This is a genomic window from Pseudoalteromonas sp. Z9A6 (assembly GCF_011378805.1).
Classification (GTDB): domain Bacteria; phylum Pseudomonadota; class Gammaproteobacteria; order Enterobacterales; family Alteromonadaceae; genus Pseudoalteromonas; species Pseudoalteromonas distincta.
Genome location: NZ_WTKZ01000035.1, coordinates 16,838 through 38,366, shown reverse-complemented (window position 1 = coordinate 38,366; position 21,529 = coordinate 16,838). Strand labels below are relative to the sequence as shown.

Below are 21,529 nucleotides of genomic sequence, written 5' to 3'. Positions count from 1 at the left end.
CTGATATTTGTTTTATTTAATTTAAAAGCTTCGCTTTTCGCGCGAGCAAGCTGTGCGCCTTGTATCTACAGGTGTTTAGGCGGGCTTTGTAGTGTTGATTGTGGTGTTTGAATTATTGTAGGTGAGGTTTTATACCTCGCATGGTGTTTTTTATAATGCCAAAGCGCGATGTAAATTCCAGCCTACAATTTAAAAGCCTCGGTTTCCTCTTATTTCAACCGCGTTACTTTCACTTTTATTTTTCCGGCATTAGCGCCATAAAAGCGGCTTAGGTCGTTTGCGAATGGGCAAAACTCGCCAGATTTATCCATTTTAATGTCAGCGCCGTTGGCTATTTCAAAAAGGTGGTCGTCGTTTTTATTTATAGCACCAATAAGTGAAAACCATTGTGCGCGAGGAAACCGTCTAAATGGTTCAAGCACGGCCATGGGGATTTCTTTTACGCCAAGTTGTACGTTGTCGCGGTTCCAGCCTAATGGCGTGCACTTTATGCCATCGTCAAACCAGTATTGATTTGGGTATGGGGTAAAGCGGTACGTAGCGCCTTGCTCTAGCATAAGGCCGGTTGCATTGTATTGCTCAGAGGCAAATACCATTACATCTTGGCTTTGGTTAATGCTCAGCACACTCATGTTTTGATTAGCCAGTTCTATATGTTGGCTTAAACCAATAAAACTGAGCGTGGTGTTGTCGTTGTAGCTAATTTTGTAATGCAGTTTTTTAAGCGATTCAGGGCGATAACTGGTTAGCTTATTAATACGTTCGGCTACGCTGTAGTGCACTAAAGGCTCAAGGTTGCTGGCTTCGTCATCAATTAATACATAACACTGCCTATCTACTAATTTAAAAAATGGGTTAAACCAAAAGTAATTTTGTTGATGGCTTAATGCGAGCGGATCGGGCGTTACGGTTACGTCATCTTGTGCTACTAAGTTGCTATCGGGGAGTAGGGTTTCGTAATCTATATCGTGGCTAGTGAGTAACGAAATATTAAGCGGTTGTTCTATTAACCACTCAAGTGCATAGCGCAAGCAAATATCGGCTAGGCCATCGCGGTAGTAACCGCCGCCAATGTCTGAATGCGCACCTGCAAACCATAGCTCGGTAATATTGCTTTGATGGTTCATGAGTGTGGGTTCAAAGGCGCGGCGTTTTTCGTCAAGGGCTACGCAGTGCAGCGCGTGAGTAATGTTGTTGGCAATGGTGTGGTTTTCAAAAATAACGTGCTCTGCGCCGCGTGTGGCTTTACTTACTTTTGATAAGCCAATAGAGGCGACGGTATCAAACACACATACGTAAACATTATCAGCAATTAAAGGCTCTAGGATTTTGGCAAAACGCCTAGCAAGTGCACCGCCTCGGCTAAAACCCGTTAGCAGTATGGCATCGCCTATTAGGTAGTGAGCTTTAAAGTCGCTTAATGCTTGATTTAAAATACTGGCTACGTCGTCACCACGAGGTGCAAGGGTTTGGTTTAAAATGCGTTTAAGGCGGCTGCCTTTAGTGCCAATACCTTGATAATAAAAACTGAGTTGGTTAGCAAAAGGAGTAATGGGGGAGTCTTCTAATTTACCGCCAAGCAGTAAATGCAATTTTAGAATGTTGGTAATATTAGAGTCTTCTTTAAAATGCTCTGAGCTAAATTGCTCTGCATCACGGGGCTCGTTTCCTGTGCCGTCAAAATTAAAAATTAGCGTTTTACCCGTCATAACCCAATTTCCTTAGTTGTTTTAAATACTCTACACAGACAATGTTAAAAATTAAAGACAATATTCATCAAGTAATGGCTCGCCTGTTATGTAGATCAGTGATTATTAAAAATATAGTGATTTAGCTCTGTGCCCTCAGCGGGTTTTAGTGCAGGGTTAAGTTGTACTAACTGCTGATAAACTTCAGGATAAAATGTTTTTAATCGGGCAACGCGAGAAAGGTGATTCGGTTCAATTTTTTCAACAAGCTGCAGGGCTAAAGGAATCATTGGGCTTAACTCCCCTTGGGTGTAGCTTTGCTCAAGCGCTAAGTCGAGTATATCTACGCCAAGTTTACTGGGAACAGTCGGTATTTTATTATCAATTAGAAATTGGACTACTTCGACAGAAGATGATGCAGCTTGTATATAAACGTCGCGTCCACGTATATCGGTAATCGAAAAATCAAAACCAAGTTGTGCAAGTTCTTGCCATTTTTTTAGTGGAAACCAGCTTAGTCTAACCAAATCCTTTGGAGGGACGGGTAGTGTTCGGCTATTCCAAATAGGAACTAAGTCATATGGATTTTCAAGTAACCTAATAAATAGCACGTTTGTTTCTGTTTGGTTTAGTGGAGTTGTTTGGCTGTATTCAAGTGCTTTTTTAAATTCTTTTTTAGCTAAATACTCACGAAATACATTATCGCTTCTATCTGAAGAGGTACGACCGGCAAGAGTGTTCCACCAATAATTCACTAAAACAGGGTCTATATCTTGTAATACGTCTTCAAAGTTGCTGCCATATTCTTTTTCAATTTCGCGAACTTTTGCGTAAGCGTCTCTATCTTGTATGAGCTTTTGGGCTGCAAATAGCTCCTTTGGTAGTTGACTACAATTGCTTGAGTATGAATCTAGTTCTTCTTTTTTAAGTTGTATTTCTTGTAAAAATTGAGATATTTCAGAACTATCTGGCTCAGTTACTTGTGGCAATGTGGCGTTGTCTATTTTACCAATAGGGCTAAAGTAAGCATATTGCTCAGGGTTTTCCTGCCCATTAATATAGGCGCCTTGCTGGTAAATAAAATCACTTACAAAAGAAACGCCTTTGCCATTTAGGTCGTCATTAGCATTGCCGCTATGAGCTTTATAGCCCTGCTCTGTGAGGTAGTCCAACATTTGAGTATGCTTTGCATCTAAAGGGGCTGGCGTTAAGTTACCACTTCTAGGCAGGTTTACTATTGCAACATCTAAACCAGTAAATAAGCCAGGCCGATTGGTTGGTGTTACGCCTAGTTGTTGTAGTGCTTTTACAAGCGGTAAATTAAACTGGCTTACGGCAATATCAGCCATGTTATATAAAACAGAATTTTCTTCGTACAGCGGCATAGCATCCAGTGCCGGCACCTGCTTCATAAGCGCAAAAATATACTCATTAGGAATGTTGTTTTTAATCGCAGTAGCCACTTCATTTACTGTAAATTGATTAGATGAAATTGCCTGCTCAAACTCTTTTGGCGTAAATTTATTTGCATTAAGCACAAACAATGTAGCCGGAGAAATAACCTCACTGCCTTCAAGTTTAATAAACGTTTTAGAATAAGTGGTAAATGTATCTGTGTTGTTTAATAAAGCATAAAGGGTTTCTTTTTGTACATTTTCATCAAGGGGTACACTCAGAGTAAGTCCTGGAGGGCTATGCTTATTATCTCCAAGCTGTTGAATCTTCTTTTACTTTATCATTGGTGAAGCCTTTAATTGCCTCAATGCCTTGCCAATTAGCTAATTCGTTTAAAGAGCTAGTAATATTAAGCTGCTGTTTTTGCTCAGTAACTATGGCATCTCTTAAAAAGGCAATGTATTGACGTTTATTGATTTCTGATAGGTTTGCATACTTTAAAATCGTAGGGACCGACGTCCCTTTTTTAAGCTCACTCACAAAAAATGAAACAAGCGATTGGTTTAAATTATTTATTTTTATATGTTGTTGCTGTGATTGATCTCTGCAAAGGCGAATATCTTTTTTTAGATCTGTGACTATTCGTAGCGGGGTGCCTTCTGCAGGCTGCTTTTTATTAGCTAAGTTAGGCTCAGTGGCATTTGGTGCAGCCACGTTGGGCTGCTCTACAGCGGCTGTGTTAGGCTGGGTTTTAAATAGATATACTGCCAAAGCCGCTATAATTATAAGTCCGAGAAGTCGCTTTTTCATAACCGCCAATCCTTTGATGTTATTAAAATATTCTCACATCGTACTACTTTAGGTACGCAAAGTGCAAAAAAGCTTTAAGAGATAATACTTATTAACTCTTAAAGCTTTTTTGTGGTTTTGTGAGCGTACTTAATTTATTAGTGCAACTTCATTTTAGGGCGCACTACCCGCAGCACTTTTTCGCTTATCCATAATGCAAAGGTTTTTGCGCTGCCATGTATGGCGCGTTGGTGCATACGGTATAAAGATATATACATAAAACGGGCAATTTTACCTTCAATAAAAAAGGTATTACTGGTTAGGTTACCCATTAAGTTACCCACGGTGCTGTAGCTTGATAAGTTAACAAGTGAGCCATGGTCGCTGTATTTAAAGCCGCGCAGTGGTTGCTGCTTTAGCGTTGCGATTAGATTTTTTTCGACGCACTGCGCCATTTGATGCGCCGATTGTGCGCGTGGTGGTACTTGCTTGCCGTCGGCTTGGGTAAATGCGCAGCAATCGCCTAATACAAAAATGCTTTCGTCTACGGTGCTTTGTAAAAACTCGTTTACTTGAATTTGGTTGCTGCGTGTCAGCTCAAAAATACCTAAGTCTTTAATAAAATCTGGTGCTTTTACGCCTGCTGCCCACACCATAATATCGGCATCAATGTGTTCTTCGTCTTTGGTGATAAAGCCTTGTGCGGTGCCTTCTTTTACTTGTGTTTGCTCGCGCACGTTTACGCCAAGTTTTAATAGCTCACGTTTTGCACTTACGGCAATACGCTCAGGTAATGCTGGTAAAATACGTGGTCCGGCTTCTATTAAATGAATATGCAAACGCTTAGACGACATATTTGTTAAGCCATAAAGCTTTAATAGTTCAGACACATGATAAAGCTCAGCTGAGAGTTCAACACCGGTAGCACCGCCGCCTACAATAGCAATATTAAGTGATTGCTGTTGGTTGTCGTCTTGGTGAAGGCGTGTAAAGCTGTCGAGTAATGAATGCTGAAAGCGCTCTGCTTGTTGGTTTGAATCTAAAAAGTAGCAGTGATCTTTTATACCTGGGGTATTAAAGTCGTTACTTACGCTGCCAATGGCAATGACTAGGTGGTCGTAGCGCACGGTGCGCTCGGGTAAAATTGTGTGGCCTAGCTCATCTAAAAGTGGTGCAAGGGTAACTGTTTTATTGCTTTGATCTATATTGCAAAAAGTACCAAGTTGAAAGTTATAGTGGTGTTTTGCAGCATGGGCTGAATACACAACGCCATCTAAATCGGGGTCAATAGAGCCTGTCGCTACTTCGTGCAGTAACGGCTTCCATATGTGAGTACGGTTTTTGTCTATTAGTAGAATTTCAGCTTGTTTTTTCTTTCCTAATTTATGACCTAATTGCGTTGCGAGTTCTAATCCGCCAGCACCACCGCCAATAACGACGATTTTAGGTGTAGTAATATTCATAACGTTGCCCTCAAAAATAATATACCCAAGTGATCTGTATTTTTATTAGTTTTTTAAGATGACTTGGGTATCAATAAATTATTTTGGCAACAAGCAGTTACTACTCATTTTATAGTGCTCTAGTTTGCGCTTAAATAAAGATGATGTCAGCAATAAATAATGTTATTTGTTGTATACTGAGTTGCAAATATTTCATCTACACCGCATTTTTATAAGCATGACTATTGTTTAGCCATCAAAAGGACATTTATGACCACGCCACTAATTCAATCACTTGAGCAGCACTTTGGTTTTAGCCAATTTAGAACAGGGCAACAACAAACTATAGAGCAGCTTTTAAATGGTCAATCGTCGTTGGCTATATTTCCGACCGGCTCGGGTAAATCGTTGTGCTATCAATTAACTGCGTTGCATTTACCAAATTTAACGTTAGTGGTTTCGCCTTTACTAGCATTGATGAAAGATCAAATTAGCTTTTTAAATAGCAAAGGTATTTATGCGGCTAGCCTTGATTCGAGCCAAGATCAAATGCAAAGCAGCACCGTAATGAACGATGTGCGAAATGGTAAAATTAAAGTATTAATGGTGTCGGTTGAGCGTTTTAAAAACGAGCGTTTTAGAGAGTTTATAAGCCAGGTGGCGCTTTCGATGTTAGTGGTAGACGAAGCGCACTGTATATCTGAGTGGGGCCATAACTTTAGACCCGACTACCTTAAACTGCCACGTTACCGCGAAGAGCTTAATATTCCTTTAGTATTGCTGCTTACGGCAACGGCGACTAAAAAAGTTAAACGCGATATGGCAGAGCGATTTGCTATATCACCCGAGTGCATTGTGCAAACGGGCTTTTACCGCGCTAATTTAGATTTAAGTGTGTTGAGCGTTAAAACCGCCGATAAAAATACCGAGCTTACCAACATTGTGCGCGCGCAAAATGGCCCTGGTATTGTGTATGTAACGCTACAGCAAAGCGCCGAGCAAGTTGCTAATGTGCTAAGTGCACAAGGTGTGCACGCGGTGGCGTATCATGCGGGGCTTGAAGATACGCTACGCTGGCAAATTCAAGATGACTTTATGGCGGGTAAAATTAACGTAGTGGTGGCAACCATTGCCTTTGGTATGGGCGTTGATAAATCGGATATTCGCTTTGTTATACATTATGATTTACCAAAATCGATTGAAAACTACAGCCAAGAAATTGGCCGAGCAGGGCGCGATGGCAATCCATCAAACTGCTACACCCTTGCCAATTTAGATGGGCTAAATACGGTTGAAAACTTTGTATATGGCGACACCCCTGAGCTTAGCGGTATTGAATACGTAATTAACGATATTCGCCAAAGCCACCAGCAATGGGAAATGCAAGAATACAGTCTTTCAAGTGAAAGTAATATTAGGCAACTGGCACTTAAAACCTTACTTGTACAGCTTGAAATGGAAGGCGCTATAACGCCGCAATATGCCTACTACGCTGATTTTAAATATAAATTTTTGGTTGATAAAAACGAGCTACTAAGTCAGTTTGACCAGCAGCGCCAAGCATTTTTAACACAAATATTTAGCCATACCGATTTTAAAAAAATATGGGGCACGCTAAATTTTGACTCCCTTACGCAAGCCGCGCAGGTTGATCGAAAACGCGTAGTGGCAGCCCTTGATTACCTAGCCGAAAAAAACCTAATAACGCTCGAAACCAAACGTATTACCCAAGTATACAAAGTGCATAGCGAGGTTATAAATAACCCAGAACTTGCCCAGCAACTACACGACTACTTTAGTGATAAAGAACAAGCCGAAATTAAACGTATTGCTGCACTGGTACGCTTTTTTGAGCTACAAAGTTGCTTAAGCTATAACTTAGCGCGCTATTTTGACGATCAAAATGCACCTGAGCAATGTGGGCATTGTAGTGTGTGTAGAGGCCATGCGGTTAAGCTTGAATACTCTATAGAGCCTGTATATATTGACGAGCAACTTATTTACCAAAAGGTAGATGAGTTTTTAGCGCATATGGCAGACAAAGGTAATCATAATGTGGGTATTGAAACCCAATGCCGCTTTTTAGCGGGGATGAGTGTGCCATTATTTGCGCGTAATAAAGTGCGCCAATTGAGTGGTTTTGCACTGTGCGAGCAGATGCGTTACAGCGATATTAAAGCAAAACTACTAGCGCGTTAAATTAGTTACTGTATCCTAGTGGCTTATTCAAAAAAGTAAGCCACTATGCCTCATATTGTTATCCCCGTTGAAAATATTTCTACTACCCCAGAGCCTGTTACGTGTGCTAACTGCCAAGCCTGTTGTTGCCAATTAGAAGTGCGCATAGTAACCGACACCGGCGTGCCTTTTAACTACATTGAATACGATAAATGGGGCAGCGAAGTAATGAAACGCGCTGACGACGGTTGGTGCCAAGCACTCGACCGCAATACGCTTATGTGCTCCATTTACGAAAACCGCCCATTAGTTTGCCGCGAGTTTGAAATGGCCTCAGACGAGTGTATTACTGAACGCGATTTAGCGGGTATATAGTCCGCTATTATTAAAGTACATAAACAACAAAGGGGCTTAAAAGCCTAATGCCAGTCAGCTTAACTGACTGGCATTAGGCTAAATGCCCCTTAGTGTTATATAAAAAGATTATATAAAGGTTTAGTCGTACTTTGCTTCTAGCTCATTAGCTGTATGAAACTTCTCATGGCTTTGTAATTGCTCGTCGTACTTAACGAGGTTTTTAAAGTGTGCTAATTGACCTGAGTTTTTAACAATTTCAACAATAAACGACATCATAAAGTCAGCGCCGGTTAGAGTATCGCCCACTAAATAACGCTTACCTTCTAGGCGGTCATTAAAGTAGCTAATTACTTTAGCTGTTTCAGCGTCGGCATAGCCTTCTAAAAACTGTGTTTTAGCGCCGTCTTTTAGTACAAACATTTTAAGTAAAAGCGGTAAAATTGCTGAGCTTTCTGCAAAGTGCAGCCATTGCTGGTAGTCAACATATTCAGCGGTATCTACTTTTGGAGCAAATTTACCGTTGCCGTATTTAGAAATAAGGTAGTCGGTAATAGCGCCTGATTCAGCAATAATTAAACCGCCATCTTCAATTACCGGTGACTTGCCAAGTTGATGAATATGCATTAGTTCGTCAGGTGCTAGGAATGTGTCTTTATTACGCTGATAAGCCACAATTTCGTAGTCAACATCTAGCTCCTCTAAAAGCCAAATTATACGTTTAGAGCGGGATTTATTTAAATGGTGTAGTTTAATCATGTCAGTCCTTTTGTGGCTTGTAAGGGCTTTGCCTTACAAGCCGTATAAAATTAAAGTGGGTTATTAATTTTAACCACAGTTTTACCAAAGTTTTTACCGGATATCATATCGTTGAACGCGTCTACTGTATTTTCGATGCCTTCTACCATGTGCTCCCGGTATTGAATTTTTCCGTCTTGTAGCCATTTTTGCATGTCTTGTGCAAACTCGTCGTAACGGTCGCCGTAATCATCAAAAATAATAAAGCCTTGCATTTTAATACGCTTAGTAAGCAATTGACCCATTAGCATACCTAAACGGTCTGGGCCTTCTGGTAAGCTAGTTGCGTTATATTGCGATACTAAACCACACAATGGTACGCGCGCTGCTGTATTTAGTAATGGTAATACGGCGTCGAATACTTTACCGCCCACATTTTCGTAGTAAACATCAATGCCTTTATCACAGGCTTTTTCTAGCTGTTCTTCAAAGTCATCAGCTTTGTGATCAATACAGGCATCAAACCCTAGTTTTTCAACGGCGTGTGCACATTTTTCGCTACCACCAGCAACACCGACTACTTTACAGCCTTTAATTTTAGCTATTTGACCAACCGTTGCACCTACTGGGCCTGTTGCTGCTGCAACAACTACGGTTTCGCCTTCTTTAGGCTGGCCAATATCAAGTAAACCCATGTAAGCCGTAAAGCCAGGCATACCCATAATACCTAATGCGTATGAAGGATTTGCAGGCTCTTTACCTAATTGCATTAAGCCTTCGCCATCGGTAATGGCGTAGTCTTGCCAACCTGTGAAGGCAAGTACCCATTCGCCTTCGTTAAACTTATCGTTTTTAGACTCTTCTACTTGGCACACGGTTGCGCCAACCATTACATCGCCAATATTAACAGGATCAGCATACGACTTAGCATCGCTCATACGACCACGCATATACGGGTCTAACGATAAGTAAATAGTGCGTAGTAAAACTTCGCCATCTTTTAATGCAGGAAGCTCTACCGTTTTAAGTTCAAAGTTTTTTTCGTTCGGGGCGCCATTAGGGCGTGATGCTAAAGTAAGTTGACGACTAGTTGCAGACATAAAAATCTCCTCTTAAAGTGAATGTACTTAGCGAATGTTTATGCGTTAAATTAATATCTAACCTAAACAATAATGCGCGCTAAGCAGTGTAAATATATATTTTTACCTCAATACATTAGCTTTGGGCGAGGTACTGGTAATTCAAGCTTTGCAGAGTATTTATTCTAAATGGCTTATTTTAGCTTGCTAAAAATATGACTATTGTAAAATACCCCGTTTTTATAAATGGCCTGTTTAAGCACAGCCTCTTGCTCAAAGCCGCTCTTAGTAAGTGCTTTCATAGAGCCGGTATTACCAGCAAACACGGCACCAAAAATTCTATTTAAGTGTGAGCTTGCAAACGCTTCATTGCATATAAGTTCAATAGCGCGAGTAATAATACCTTGCCCCCAATAGGCTTTATTAAGCCAATAACCAATTTCGCCACTGTAGCTGTATTCAAATTCGCCGGGAGTTATACCAATACAGCCCGCAAATTGCCCATTTACAACAATGGCCTTAGCCGTTGCATCAATTACGCCGTTTTTTGAGCCTTGGCTTATCCACCAATCGGCGTCGACTTGCGTATACGGAAACGGAATTTTTGACGATAAATAACGCGTTACCTGTTCATCATTTAAGGTGTTAATAATAAAAGGCGCGTCTTGGGCTTTGAACTCTCTGAGGGTGATCATATTTTTTCATAAATTTTTAGTATGCACACTAACTTAACAATCATTTAAGAGTTAAACAATCAGAACCTAAATTAAGCTCTTTACGGCTATTACTTTGTTTTAAAGTCCTCTAATATAAGCAAAATATTACACCTATTTTAGATGCCATTATGCACCCTCACATTAAAGCGCTTTATAACAGCGCCCTAAAACCAAGCCGTTTAATTATTGGTTTAATGAGCGGTACCTCGTTGGACGGGCTTGATGTTGCACTGTGTAAAGTAACGGGCGCGGGCTTAAATACTCACATTGAGGTTTTAAATTTTACCACCGTTGACTACAACGACGATTATAAAACTAAAATAAAGCAGGTATTTGCCAAACGAGAGTGTGATTTAGAGCTTGTAACTTTACTGCACCCGTGGGTAGGTAAACTCCATGGCAATATGGTTAATCAGTGCTTAGCTAAGTGGAATATAAACCCAGCAAGTATTGATGTAATAGCAAGCCACGGGCAAACCATTTACCACTGCCCGCAGTCGCAGCATAACCACAAAAGCTTTACTAATGGCACCTTACAAATTGGCGATAGCGACCAAATAGCCGTTACTACCGGCATTACTACCATTGGTGATTTTAGACAAAAACACATAGCCGCAGGAGGCGAGGGTGCACCACTTGCTGTGTATGGCGATTATTTGTATTTTTCGAGCGCTGCTGAGAGTCGGGTTTTGCTAAATATGGGCGGCATAGCTAACCTAACATTTTTACCCAAAAGCGGCGATGCCAGCGTCGTATTTAGCTCCGATATTGGCCCAGGTAATACCATTATGGATGCCTACGTACAGCAATATTTTAAAGATATGCATTATGACGATGACGCAAAAATAGCAAAAGCAGGCAAGGTAAATACATCATTATTGAATGCATTGTGTAATAACGCATTTTTTAAACTTCAAATGCCTAAAACTACAGGGCCTGAGGTATTTAACTTAGCGTATTTAAACGCCGCACAGCAGCTTACAAATACACACCATTTAAGCCATGAAGATGTAATGGCCACCTTAAATACCTTTACTGCAACAGCTATAGCAAATGCATTAAACGAGTGTGCAGAGCGCGAACAAAATTGTGTGGTGTATGCAAGTGGTGGGGGTATTCATAATCCATTACTAATGGCGCAACTTACAGCGCTTTGCCCACGTATTAAGGCTTTTAAAAATACCGACGATTTAGGTATAAATCCCGATGCAAAAGAGGCTGTGTTATTTGCTATTTTAGCAAACGAATGCCTAGCAGGTGAGCAGCAGCACCTAAATAATACTGCGCAGGGTATTGCTGGGGTCACTATGGGTAAAGTGAGTTTTGCAGACTAATAACTTCTAAGTCGCGTAATTCAAGTGCTGTCAGTACTAAAACAGCGATAAAAACGTAGAGCCCATACTTGCAAAGTAGCTACGAACGCCCTGTGACTTGGTATGTTCAGTTTTTATTTGCTCAGGAATATAGCCTTGCTCAAATGCTTTAATGTACACATCGAGTTGCTGGCTTTCTTTTAAAGTCGTGTTTTTTCCGTGCAGCATCATTTGCACTACAAAACATTGGCTTTGTGTAATGTTACTTAAAGTAAGATTTACAGTACCAGATTCAAGGTCCGCATTGCTCAGCGTTTTTTCAGTAAAATACTGCGCTCCACGGGCACTGGGCTGCGTTGCACTTAGTGAAATAACATCGCTCTCATTTGCGCCATCAGGCAACACACACTGCAGCGTAATGTTATGCGCAGCATTGGCTTTTAGCGATAGCTTTTCATATTCCATAGCGTGGCTCATCGCCGCAGACATAGAATCATCAAATGATTGCTGTGCAAATGTTAGTTGCACTAAAGGTGTACTCATCTTACTTAATCTTCTTGAGTGTATTCATTTATCGGATAGAGATTATCGCGGATCAAAGTTACAGAATTATGACTCTTATGGTATAAAAAATACGCGTTAAGTTGGTTTGATCAAAAATGATCTTTTTGTTCTAGGTTTGGGATTACATGGTCAGCTCTAGAACAAGAGATAGAACTCAAGTCTGAATGTAGTTTAAAGTTTGGATTAAAGTCATCGCCAAAAAAATAGCAACACCGATAAATGAGAACCTACTGATTATTAACAACAGAAGTATTTAATTTATTAGGGGCGTTTACAAGGCAGAGAATAAGAATGAACGTTAGCGATTAGCCAGTTTGATAAGTGCTATTTAGTAAAAGTCATAGAAATCCACGATTGTAATTTATTAGCCAAAGTAAATACTCCGAGCTCGCTTTTACAACGACCAAATAAAAAAGCAGATACCTAATTAGCATCTGCTTTTATATTTAAAAACCACAGTGCTTAGCGCTGCGGTCTTTAATACTTACTTAAACCTATTTAATTAAGCTTGAGGTTTAATCAAGTACTTTTCGCCTGTTGCTTGTTTGGAATAAGCCGCAATTGACTGTAAATGTAATACCTCAGTTAGTGACACTTCGTGCGTGTAGTTACTCGCAAATGTTGTGGTGATTTCGTCTGCAATACGTTTGCGCATTTTTATTACTGTATCTGTGCCTAATTTACCTAAGGCATTAAATAATAAGAACCCGTTTACACCCCACGCAAAACCAAAGTTACGGTTTAATGTAATAGGGCCGCGGTCTAGTGCGCCATAAATGTACACTTGTTTGAATGTATCAGAGCCATAAATTGTGTGCTCTTTCATATCGCGCGCAGCTGCAACTTCCATACAGTTAAGAATGTCACTTGTAAGTTGGCCGCCACCAATAGGGTCGAACGCTATAGTTGCACCGGTTTCGATTATTGCAGCTGTTAGGTCAGCAAGAAAAGTGTCGCTGCTTGAGTTAATAATGTATTTTGCACCCATATCGCGCAGTAATTTTTCTTGTTCTGGTTTACGAACAATATTAATTAAATCAACGCCATCAGCAATACAAATACGGTTTAGCATTTGGCCAAGGTTAGAAGCTGCAGCCGCGTGAATAATAGCTTTATGACCTTCAGCGTGCATGGTTTCTACCATTGCTAGTGCGGTAAGTGGGTTAACAAAAGATGATGCACCTTCTTTAGCGGTAGTCCCTTCTTTTAGCTCTAAGCAACTTTGTACATTGGCACATATAAATTGACGATACGTACCGCCGCCAATTACTGCAACGGTTTTACCCATTAATGCTTGTGCGGCTTGTGATGAGCCTGCTGCTACTACGGTGCCTGCACCTTCATTACCTACTTGTGTTGCTTTACCAACACGTGTTTTAAGTGATGGCATAAATTGAGCTGGAACATCAGCAGTAATTACTGGGTTTTCATCAGTACCCGATTGTTTTGCAGTAGACATATCAGCTGCGCTGAATAAAACGCCTAAGTCTGATGGATTTAATGGTGCAGCTTCAATACGAATAACTACTTCATCGGCATTTGGCTTTGGCATCTCGATGTTTTTTAAGGCAAGTGTTAGTTTATTGTCTTCGCTGATAGTTGAAGTAAGTTGGATGTTTTTATCTGTCATAGGTGTCTCCTGCAAGGAATTAAATTTGTTAAGCCAATAACATTATTGTATTGGCGATACTGAGTTAGTAATTGAAATTTAGAATAGATACTTTTATAGCTACGCGTTATTTAGCGTTTGCTGCTTGAATTTGCGCTTTCACTTTTTGCATAAATTCAGCCATATTTGATTGGCGATCGGCCTCTATGCCTTGGGTAATGGCTAATTGGCTCATTGATTCGTTCCACTCTTTCATGCCGGGTACTTGTGCAAGTACATCCCAATCAAGCTGGCTTGAGCCAAAGGCGCTAACTATGGTGTTTACGTAATAAACGTAAATGTCTGCCATTGTAAATTGCTCGCCTGCAATCCAAGGTGAAAACTTACACACGCTACTCAAAGCGGTTACACCACGCGTTAATACTTGGCGTACTTCGGCTTTAGTTGTGTCGGTTACTTCAGCGCCTGAAAATACATAAGGGATAAACCGCCTGCTTGGCAGTTCAAAATAAAGCTCACTTATTTTCATAATTTGGCGAACAAAAGCACGCTCGGCTGAATCTTCAGGGTATAGCGTGTTGCTTGGGTAAGTTTCTTCAAGGTAGTCGCAGATAACGCTCGACTCTGCAATATTTAGCCCATCAGCGGTGGTAATAGCCGGTACTTTTCCCATAGGGTTTATAGCTAGTAACTCTTCACTACCGCCGTAAACAAGGTGTTCTTTAAATGGCAGTTGTTTGTGTAAAAGTACATGTTTAACTAGGTTGTAATAGTTGCTAGCAGCAAAACCGTGCAAAGTAATCATAAGTCAGCTTTCCATTATTAACGTGAGGATACTCATTGCCAAATAATGCAATTTTGGTCACCGTGTTTAAGTTGAACCTATTATTACTTGTTTTAATTTGCTTATATATAAGGGAAAATGCGAATCACTTTTGTCTTTAAGACAATAAAGGATTTTATTTAGTGGAGAAGCGACTTGGATCAACTAAAAGCCATACGGTATTTTATTAAAGTGGTTGAAACGGGCAGTTTTACCAAAGCCGCAAAAGCATTTGGTGTGCCGCCTTCGTCTTTGTCGAGGCGAGTTGCCGATTTAGAAAAAAGCCTAGGGGCTACGCTTTTAAAACGCTCAACCCGCATAGTTAAGCTGACCGAAGTAGGGCAAATTTACTACAGTGATGTACAAAAAATAGTGAGCCAGCTTGAGCAAAGCCACGAAACTGTACGCAGTTACCAAACAACCCCAAAGGGGCGTTTATCTATAAGTTGCATGGTAGGTTTTGGCGACAAAATACTCATGCCGCTGCTTGATGAGCTTAGCGCGTTATACCCCGAAATAATACTCGATGTAAGCTTAAGCGATGAGCTGTCGACACTTGGCCGTGACGATGTTGATATTGCTATTCGTGGTGGTTATGCACCCAATGAGCGCGTGATAGCAATAAAACTTATGGATAATGGTTTTATCCCTGTGGCGTCGCCCTGCTATTTACAAAAACACGGAGTGCCAAGTAACGCCATGGAATTAAAGCACCATAATGGGCTTTATTTTAAAACGCCTTCAGGGCCAACGCCGTGGTTATGTAAAGTAGATGATCAATGGCATGAAGTTTCTGGGCCTGCGGTCGCTATTTCAAATAACGGGTCGTGGCTTGCCAAAAAAGCATGTAACGGGGAAGGTATTTTAATGTCAACTCGATGGGCACTGGCTTCATATCTTGAGTCTGGCCAGTTGCAAGAGCTTAAGTTTGAGCATGAATTAGCTATAAGCCAAAATGCGACTATGGCGGTTTATTTGTTGTATCAAAAGCAGCGCTATTTAGTACCAAAGGTAAAAGCGGCGGTCGACTTTTTAGTAAAAAGAATTAAAGAAACAGATGGAAGTGTTAAGCGAATAGAATAGTGAATTGTCGCATGGCGCTGCGCTTATCCGACCTACGCTTATTCGATTTAGATTTATGCTTATTTAATTTATTAATGGGTTGTTTGTATAAATAATAGGTAAAAAACGTTTCCTTAAGCTAAAGCTTTTAATGCTGCGTCCGATAAATTACTTAATAGGGTTTAGCGATTAAGGATAATCATGGTTAATAATGCACTTGGCAGCCACGCTAATTTAAGCACTTTACTTGCCCAATCAGTTAATAACGCTAACCAAACCTCTGTGAGTCCTTCACTACTAACCGGTAGCGACCTTCAAGCTATTAATGATTTACAAACTAACGAGTCAAAAATAACCGATGGGTTATTAAGCCAGTTAAATAATAAAACTCTTGATGAAGAACTAGCTAGTAATCAAAAGGTAGAGAACGTTTTAAAGCAGCAACTTACCTCGTTATTTACTATTTCAAGCACGCCCAGCATGCTTAACTATAAACTCTCCGATGAAGAACTCGCCCTGCGCACCGTAATAAGCTCTCAGCATGAGGGGTTATTAAAAAACGAAAATAGCACCCAATTAATTGAGCGATTAAATACGTCGGTTAAAAATATTCAGGGTGCTTATGCTAATACCAGCGATATTTTATCGAGTTTAGGTCAGCTTGGGCATGAGCAAAAAACGTTTTTAGCCTCAAGCCAGCAACGTGTTGAGCGTTCACTTAATCCATACATGGAAAGCCTTAATCGCACAAAATACGAGGATGACGATAACTACCTGTTTGAGCTCTCGGTAAAAACTAAAGAGGGTGATGTTATAAACATTACCTTTAACTCATCGCAAGGTTATGACGAAAAAACAGGTGAAGCGATAGATGGCTTTGGCATAAGTTACGAAGTTAATGGTAATTTATCTGAGGCTGAACATGGCGCTTTAACGCAGGTTATGGCGGGTGTTGGCGAAATGGCCGATGAATTTTTTAAAGTGAGCGAAAACTCATTTAACCCTCTTATAGTGCCAAATCAAACAGACATGAGCTTAGATTTTTTAGCGGACTTTAATAGTGAACAGTTAGCCGGTTTTAATGTGTCGTTTTCAACAACGCAAAATGATGCGCTTGATACTGCCCAGAACACGCTTGATTTAAGTTATTCCATTGATGAAGCATCAAACCAGCAAGCACTTGTGTTTAAAGCCGTAGGTGGGCAAAACGACATTGATTTTGCACTTGATATGTCAACCATTGGCGCTAAAGACACGCAGCAAATGCAGCAGTATTTAGCGTCGCTCGATCAAAGCCTAGAAGATAGCCGAGTAAACAGTACTGAAGATGATAAAGAGTCGGCATTTGGGCGCAAAGGCGACGAGGCAATGCAGCAAGGTTTTGCATTGTTTAAAGGCGCTTTTGCGAGTATGTCGTCGGCTGCTGAGCGTTATAGCAATTTGGAGTCACTTGCAGAACAGCACTTTAATGACGGGCGCGCCATGGTTGCCGATTTGGTTGATAACATGATTACAAACGATGCCCGTTACCAAGGGCTTGGTAATAAAGCCCCAAATACATTGGGTGCGAGTATTTCTAAGCTCGCTGATTTTTATGCCACTTTTTCATATGCGCTGGATAACGGCGACTATCAGCCTAAAAGTACTATTGAGCTAAGCCAAGTAACTGAACAAGCCCAATTAGGGGATCTTAGCGGTGTAACGCAAAGTAAAAATGTAAGCAGCCACTTTGATTATCAATACAGTCGCCCTGATTACTACAACAAAGAAGAGAGTTATAACGTAAACACCGCCGTTAAAAATAAAGAACTTGTGGGGCTCGATCAGTCTCACGAGGTTGATGTTGATACAAAAATGTTTGAGTTTAATCCGCAAACCAATCAATACGAGCTGCAAATGGCGATGCAAGAACAAACCGTTAGTAAAAGCAACATTCGCTTAATTGACGATATTTGGCTTGAAGAAAACGAAAACAGCTACAACATGAATAAAAAAGAGCGTGTTGAGAGTGACGAAAAGCAAGACGAGTTTAAAAAAACAAGCAGCCATTCTCATAATAAACTAGTTACCCTAATTGGTGATTTAGACAAGCTAGCTGAGAATAAAGACGTAAGGCGAGAATATTTAACTAACTTATCGCAAGTTAACTTTTTTATGGATAAAAAGTAACGGTTTTGAGTTGTTCACTCCACACTCAATATTGGGTATAGTCGTTTAATACCTAAATTAATACCTAAATTAAGAGCAACCTTATGTTTAAACAATTAATTTTACTGTGCGCTTTAAGCATGCCGCTTGTAAGCTATGCTACAGCGCCATTTTCGGGCGAGATAAGTACGCAAGCACTGCTAAGCGACTACGACAAGTTTAACGAGCAATACAAAGCGTATACACCAACAGCACAAGATATAGCCCTAATGCAAAAGCTAGAAGGCAAAGAGCTTATTGTATTATTTGGAACGTGGTGCCACGATAGTGAGCGCGAAGTGCCAAAACTCATTAAGTTAATTGATGCATCGAAAGTACAAATTGCAAGCATTGACTATGTGGCCGTAGGTTACAACAAGCAAGACGATGCAGGCATTGCACAGGCTCACGACTTACAATACACACCAACGTTTATTGTTAAACAAAATGGCAAAGAGTTGGTACGCGTAATTGAAAAGCCAACGGGTACGTTAGCGCAAGACTTAACTCAGGGTTTGTAAGGTCTATTCTTATGTTATGGCAATTCAATTAAAAGGATGTATAAAGGTTGGTTTTCTGTGATTTGTTGCTAATTATAGCCTGTCATTTAACGTCAATTAAGTAAGCGTTTTGTGAGCATCAACCCGCGATTTTATTTATAATTAATATGGATATTTATGAAGTGCGAAAAGTGTAAATCAGGAATTACCTCCCCAATTGTTAAAACGACAAATATTAACGGGACTCCAATCGCGTCATCATTTTGCCCAGTCTGCGGTGAAAATTTAGATGATTCAAAAAGGTATTGGGTTTTATTAATTATTTTACTTATCGGCATTGGTGTAGCATCAAGATATTTTTCTTAACCCTAGTTATATTACCCACACATGTGAATGAGCAAGACTTTGGTTTTGATTATTAGTCTTTTACTTAAAAGTTATGTGACTTAGGAAATTAATGCGAACTGAAAAAGTTCAATTGTGGTTTATGATAAATGCCAACAAATTGTATGTATCTGCAGCTGTTTTTGGTGCTATTTTTGTCTTGATCTGGGGGGATGCTTCTCAATGGGAATACGAGGAAGATAAAAACCACTTCAGCACTTTTTTTTCATCAATTGATAGCCGAATTAGTTTTGTAAGGCATGGTTATTCAGGTACCAGTTTAAGAGTTGTTGTGAATTTTGATGCCGAAGGGCTCACTCTGGATGAAATAAAAAATATAACGCCAAAATATAAACATCTGATTCTTGAGCGCATTTGCAATGATTTAGAGAGTTTGAAAGTTTTAGAAGACGGCTACTATTTTGATGTGGATTTAAGGATACCAGCTTTGAACACATGTTTAAAAATTATTTTAATTTAATAGTAAAGCATGAAAGGTGTATCACGTGACACAAGTGAGTTTTAACTTAGCTAATAGGCATTAGAAAGACTAAAGGGCTCAAATTTTGACTTAAAAGATTAAACTTTATGTAAATTTGCTACTAGTGCCTTACTACTTACAGATTGCGATCACTAAACAGGCTTTTTTCAAACGCTTGTGCAGCGTGTGAAGAGGGTCTGTCCTTATAGTGTAATTGATAAAGTGGCCGAGAGAGTTGCTCGTTATTTTTTTGGCTCAAGCGTGTTAATTTGCCTAGTTGCACTAAATCCTCAGTAACTACATTTGGCAATAAAGCGACCCCCATACCTTGAGCGACGGCCCTTGCTATGGCTTCGTTGCTGCCTAATTGCATACTTTGCTCTGCTTGCACGCCATGCTCTGCTAATAACTTAACCGACACATCTAAAGTGCCAGAGCCTGGCTCGCGCAGTAGCCAAAACTGCTCGTTTAACCATGCTTTTAAGTTTTTAGTGGGCTTAAAGTTACTAGGTATAACAACACTCATTAAATCGTTTTGCCAGTGCTTACTTATAATATGCGGCTCGGTTGGTGTGCCTTCAACCAGTGCTAAATCTATAGTGCATTCTAGTAAGGCAAGCTCAATTTGCGCGGTATTGGCAACTTGTACTTCTACTTTTATATCTGGGTACTGCGCGCAAAATTTAGCTAAATAGGGCGGTAGCCAATAGCTGGCAATGGTTGTACTAGTGCCTATAACGAGCGTGCCACGCTTAAGCCCTGTACGCGATTTAATATCTTCAATGGCGGCTTTTTCAATGGCAAAAATGCTACGTGCATGATCATACAAGGCTTGGCCGCCCTCGCTTAAGGTAAGTTTTTTGCCTTTAGATGCACGCTCTATAAGTTGAATATTTAATTGGTGCTCAAGCTCTTTTAGCGCTTTAGATACAGCCGGTTGGCTTATAAAAAGCGCCTCGGCTGCGCCTGAAAAACTACCAAGCTTTGCTACCGTATAAAACACCCGAAGTGCATGCAAGTTCATCGTGCCTCTCAAATTACATAACCTTAAGTTATCGAATCATGATTTTAATGTATTGGAGTTATATTTTGCGCTTTCTTAAAATGAAGTCAACAGTTTAACGTTGTTCAATTGAGAGAATATTATGCTTAGCGCTATTAAAAATTTGGGTATTAATACTAAGCAATACGGCGATACGCGCTGGTGGTTAGGTATGCTGCTGGTGGTTGTTTTGGCGGGAGCATCTGTTGCATTAAGTAAGTTACCCATAATGCAAAGTGCGCAATTTAGCTCTTTAACGATTGGTATAGTGCTTGGCATTATTGTGGGTAACAGTGTGTTTTCGCGTATTGCTACGCAAACCGATATAGGTGTTGATTACGCTAAAAGTATATTGCTTAAAGCGGGGGTTGTGTTGTTTGGGTTTAGAATTACCTTTGCGCAAGTAGCGGGTGTAGGCTGGGAAGGCTTATTAATCGATGTTGTAATGCTGTTAGGCACATTTATTTTGGCAGTGCAGCTAGGTAAGCGCGTATTTAAGCTTGATGAACAAACAACCATATTAATTGGCGCGGGTAGTTCTATTTGTGGTGCCGCTGCGGTTATGGCAACTGAGCCTGTAATAAAAGCACAGGCGCATAAAGTATCGGTAGCGGTGGCAACGGTGGTGGTGTTTGGCACGTTAAGCATGTTCGCCTACCCAATTATGTTTGATTACATGGGGCTGAGTGAACACGCTTACGGTATTTTTGTAGGCTCAACTATTCATGAAGTAGCGCAAGTGGTTGCAGCGGGCACTGCTGTAAGCGCCAATGCTGCAGATACCGCCGTTATAGAAAAAATGCTAAGGGTGATGATGCTTGCACCATTTTTAGTGGGCTTATCGTTTTGGCAAAGTAAAAAGCATGCTAAAACAAACAATAACGAGCATGGCGGCGAGCAAAAAGCAGGTATTACGATCCCTTGGTTTGCGGTGTTATTTATTGTGGCAAGTGGTGTACATTCGCTATCAGTTATTCCTCAAGTGGCTACAAGCGCAGTTGTTTGGTTTGATAATATATTACTCACCATTGCGATGGTGGCTTTAGGCTTACGCACACATGTAGGGGCAATTCGCCAAGCGGGTATTAAACCGCTGTTACTGGCGCTGTGTTTATTTTTGTTTTTAACATTGGGTGGTTACGCTATTAATATAGGCATTGCTGAGCTGTTTTAAACGTTACTTTG

Annotated in this window: 19 protein-coding genes; 8 read left to right on the top strand and 11 right to left on the bottom strand. The window is 40.4% G+C overall.

Annotated elements, in window-relative coordinates:
• Positions 1 to 209 precede the first annotated feature (209 nt).
• The 4 genes from GQR53_RS13445 to GQR53_RS13435 all read right to left on the bottom strand — a co-directional run bounded on the left by GQR53_RS13445 (position 210) and on the right by GQR53_RS13435 (position 5,335).
• A complete protein-coding gene (locus GQR53_RS13445; RefSeq protein WP_165744181.1) occupies positions 210 to 1,709 on the bottom strand; it encodes a DUF2235 domain-containing protein in 1,500 nt (499 codons plus the stop codon).
• 95 nt (positions 1,710 to 1,804) lie between these two features.
• The gene (locus tag GQR53_RS13440; RefSeq protein WP_240917475.1) at positions 1,805 to 3,226 is read right to left on the bottom strand and encodes a hypothetical protein; all 1,422 of its coding nucleotides are present in this window, start codon (positions 3,224 to 3,226) and stop codon (positions 1,805 to 1,807) included.
• 163 nt (positions 3,227 to 3,389) lie between these two features.
• A complete protein-coding gene (locus GQR53_RS21155) occupies positions 3,390 to 3,893 on the bottom strand; it encodes a hypothetical protein (RefSeq protein WP_240917474.1) in 504 nt (167 codons plus the stop codon).
• 137 nt (positions 3,894 to 4,030) lie between these two features.
• Positions 4,031 to 5,335 (bottom strand): NAD(P)/FAD-dependent oxidoreductase, encoded by a 1,305-nt coding sequence (locus GQR53_RS13435; RefSeq protein ID WP_002962796.1) that lies wholly within the window; start codon positions 5,333 to 5,335, stop codon positions 4,031 to 4,033.
• Positions 5,336 to 5,584: 249 nt separating this feature from the next.
• Between GQR53_RS13435 and GQR53_RS13430 the strand changes: the two genes are divergently transcribed.
• Both GQR53_RS13430 and GQR53_RS13425 read left to right on the top strand, forming a co-directional pair.
• Positions 5,585 to 7,513: a RecQ family ATP-dependent DNA helicase gene (locus GQR53_RS13430; protein ID WP_165744180.1), complete on the top strand. Its 1,929-nt coding sequence runs from the start codon at positions 5,585 to 5,587 to the stop codon at positions 7,511 to 7,513.
• A gap of 45 nt (positions 7,514 to 7,558) precedes the next feature.
• Positions 7,559 to 7,867: a YkgJ family cysteine cluster protein gene (locus GQR53_RS13425; RefSeq protein WP_002962790.1), complete on the top strand. Its 309-nt coding sequence runs from the start codon at positions 7,559 to 7,561 to the stop codon at positions 7,865 to 7,867.
• Positions 7,868 to 7,987: 120 nt separating this feature from the next.
• Here GQR53_RS13425 and GQR53_RS13420 read toward each other — a convergent pair whose 3' ends face one another.
• The 3 genes from GQR53_RS13420 to GQR53_RS13410 all read right to left on the bottom strand — a co-directional run bounded on the left by GQR53_RS13420 (position 7,988) and on the right by GQR53_RS13410 (position 10,358).
• Positions 7,988 to 8,605, bottom strand: coding sequence for a glutathione S-transferase (locus tag GQR53_RS13420; RefSeq protein ID WP_165744179.1), 618 nt, complete (start codon positions 8,603 to 8,605; stop codon positions 7,988 to 7,990).
• Positions 8,606 to 8,655: 50 nt separating this feature from the next.
• Positions 8,656 to 9,684: an NADP-dependent oxidoreductase gene (locus tag GQR53_RS13415; RefSeq protein ID WP_165744178.1), complete on the bottom strand. Its 1,029-nt coding sequence runs from the start codon at positions 9,682 to 9,684 to the stop codon at positions 8,656 to 8,658.
• A 173-nt stretch (positions 9,685 to 9,857) separates the two neighbouring features.
• Entirely contained in the window at positions 9,858 to 10,358 is a 501-nt protein-coding gene (locus tag GQR53_RS13410) for a GNAT family protein (protein WP_165744177.1), read from the bottom strand.
• A 149-nt stretch (positions 10,359 to 10,507) separates the two neighbouring features.
• On the opposite strand from GQR53_RS13410, the gene GQR53_RS13405 reads away from it, so the two are divergent.
• On the top strand, positions 10,508 to 11,713 hold the full coding sequence (locus tag GQR53_RS13405; RefSeq protein WP_165744176.1) for an anhydro-N-acetylmuramic acid kinase: 1,206 nt from the start codon (positions 10,508 to 10,510) through the stop codon (positions 11,711 to 11,713).
• A gap of 36 nt (positions 11,714 to 11,749) precedes the next feature.
• Here the strand turns inward: GQR53_RS13405 and GQR53_RS13400 are convergent, their stop codons facing one another.
• From GQR53_RS13400 to GQR53_RS13390, 3 genes are all read right to left on the bottom strand, one after another.
• Positions 11,750 to 12,235 (bottom strand): hypothetical protein, encoded by a 486-nt coding sequence (locus GQR53_RS13400; RefSeq protein WP_165722883.1) that lies wholly within the window; start codon positions 12,233 to 12,235, stop codon positions 11,750 to 11,752.
• 523 nt (positions 12,236 to 12,758) lie between these two features.
• Complete coding sequence (locus GQR53_RS13395; protein WP_165744175.1) at positions 12,759 to 13,886, bottom strand: zinc-binding dehydrogenase; 1,128 nt, start codon at positions 13,884 to 13,886, stop codon at positions 12,759 to 12,761.
• 106 nt (positions 13,887 to 13,992) lie between these two features.
• Positions 13,993 to 14,670: a glutathione S-transferase family protein gene (locus tag GQR53_RS13390; RefSeq protein WP_165744174.1), complete on the bottom strand. Its 678-nt coding sequence runs from the start codon at positions 14,668 to 14,670 to the stop codon at positions 13,993 to 13,995.
• A 174-nt stretch (positions 14,671 to 14,844) separates the two neighbouring features.
• Here GQR53_RS13390 and GQR53_RS13385 point away from each other — a divergent pair, with 174 nt between their 5' ends.
• The 4 genes from GQR53_RS13385 (at position 14,845) to GQR53_RS13370 (ending at position 19,302) form a co-directional block, all read left to right on the top strand.
• A complete protein-coding gene (locus GQR53_RS13385; RefSeq protein ID WP_165744173.1) occupies positions 14,845 to 15,771 on the top strand; it encodes a LysR family transcriptional regulator in 927 nt (308 codons plus the stop codon).
• Between the two features lie 180 nt (positions 15,772 to 15,951).
• Positions 15,952 to 17,919 carry a hypothetical protein gene (locus GQR53_RS13380; protein ID WP_165744172.1) on the top strand — a complete coding sequence of 656 codons (1,968 nt, stop codon included), beginning with the start codon at positions 15,952 to 15,954 and terminating at the stop codon, positions 17,917 to 17,919.
• Between the two features lie 83 nt (positions 17,920 to 18,002).
• Positions 18,003 to 18,458: a thioredoxin family protein gene (locus tag GQR53_RS13375; RefSeq protein ID WP_165744171.1), complete on the top strand. Its 456-nt coding sequence runs from the start codon at positions 18,003 to 18,005 to the stop codon at positions 18,456 to 18,458.
• Between the two features lie 436 nt (positions 18,459 to 18,894).
• Positions 18,895 to 19,302 carry a hypothetical protein gene (locus tag GQR53_RS13370; protein WP_231619979.1) on the top strand — a complete coding sequence of 136 codons (408 nt, stop codon included), beginning with the start codon at positions 18,895 to 18,897 and terminating at the stop codon, positions 19,300 to 19,302.
• Positions 19,303 to 19,438: 136 nt separating this feature from the next.
• On the opposite strand, the gene GQR53_RS13365 is transcribed toward GQR53_RS13370, so the two are convergent.
• Complete coding sequence (locus tag GQR53_RS13365; protein ID WP_165744170.1) at positions 19,439 to 20,326, bottom strand: LysR substrate-binding domain-containing protein; 888 nt, start codon at positions 20,324 to 20,326, stop codon at positions 19,439 to 19,441.
• Positions 20,327 to 20,447: 121 nt separating this feature from the next.
• Here GQR53_RS13365 and GQR53_RS13360 point away from each other — a divergent pair, with 121 nt between their 5' ends.
• Positions 20,448 to 21,518 carry a YeiH family protein gene (locus tag GQR53_RS13360; RefSeq protein WP_165744169.1) on the top strand — a complete coding sequence of 357 codons (1,071 nt, stop codon included), beginning with the start codon at positions 20,448 to 20,450 and terminating at the stop codon, positions 21,516 to 21,518.
• Positions 21,519 to 21,529 lie beyond the last annotated feature (11 nt).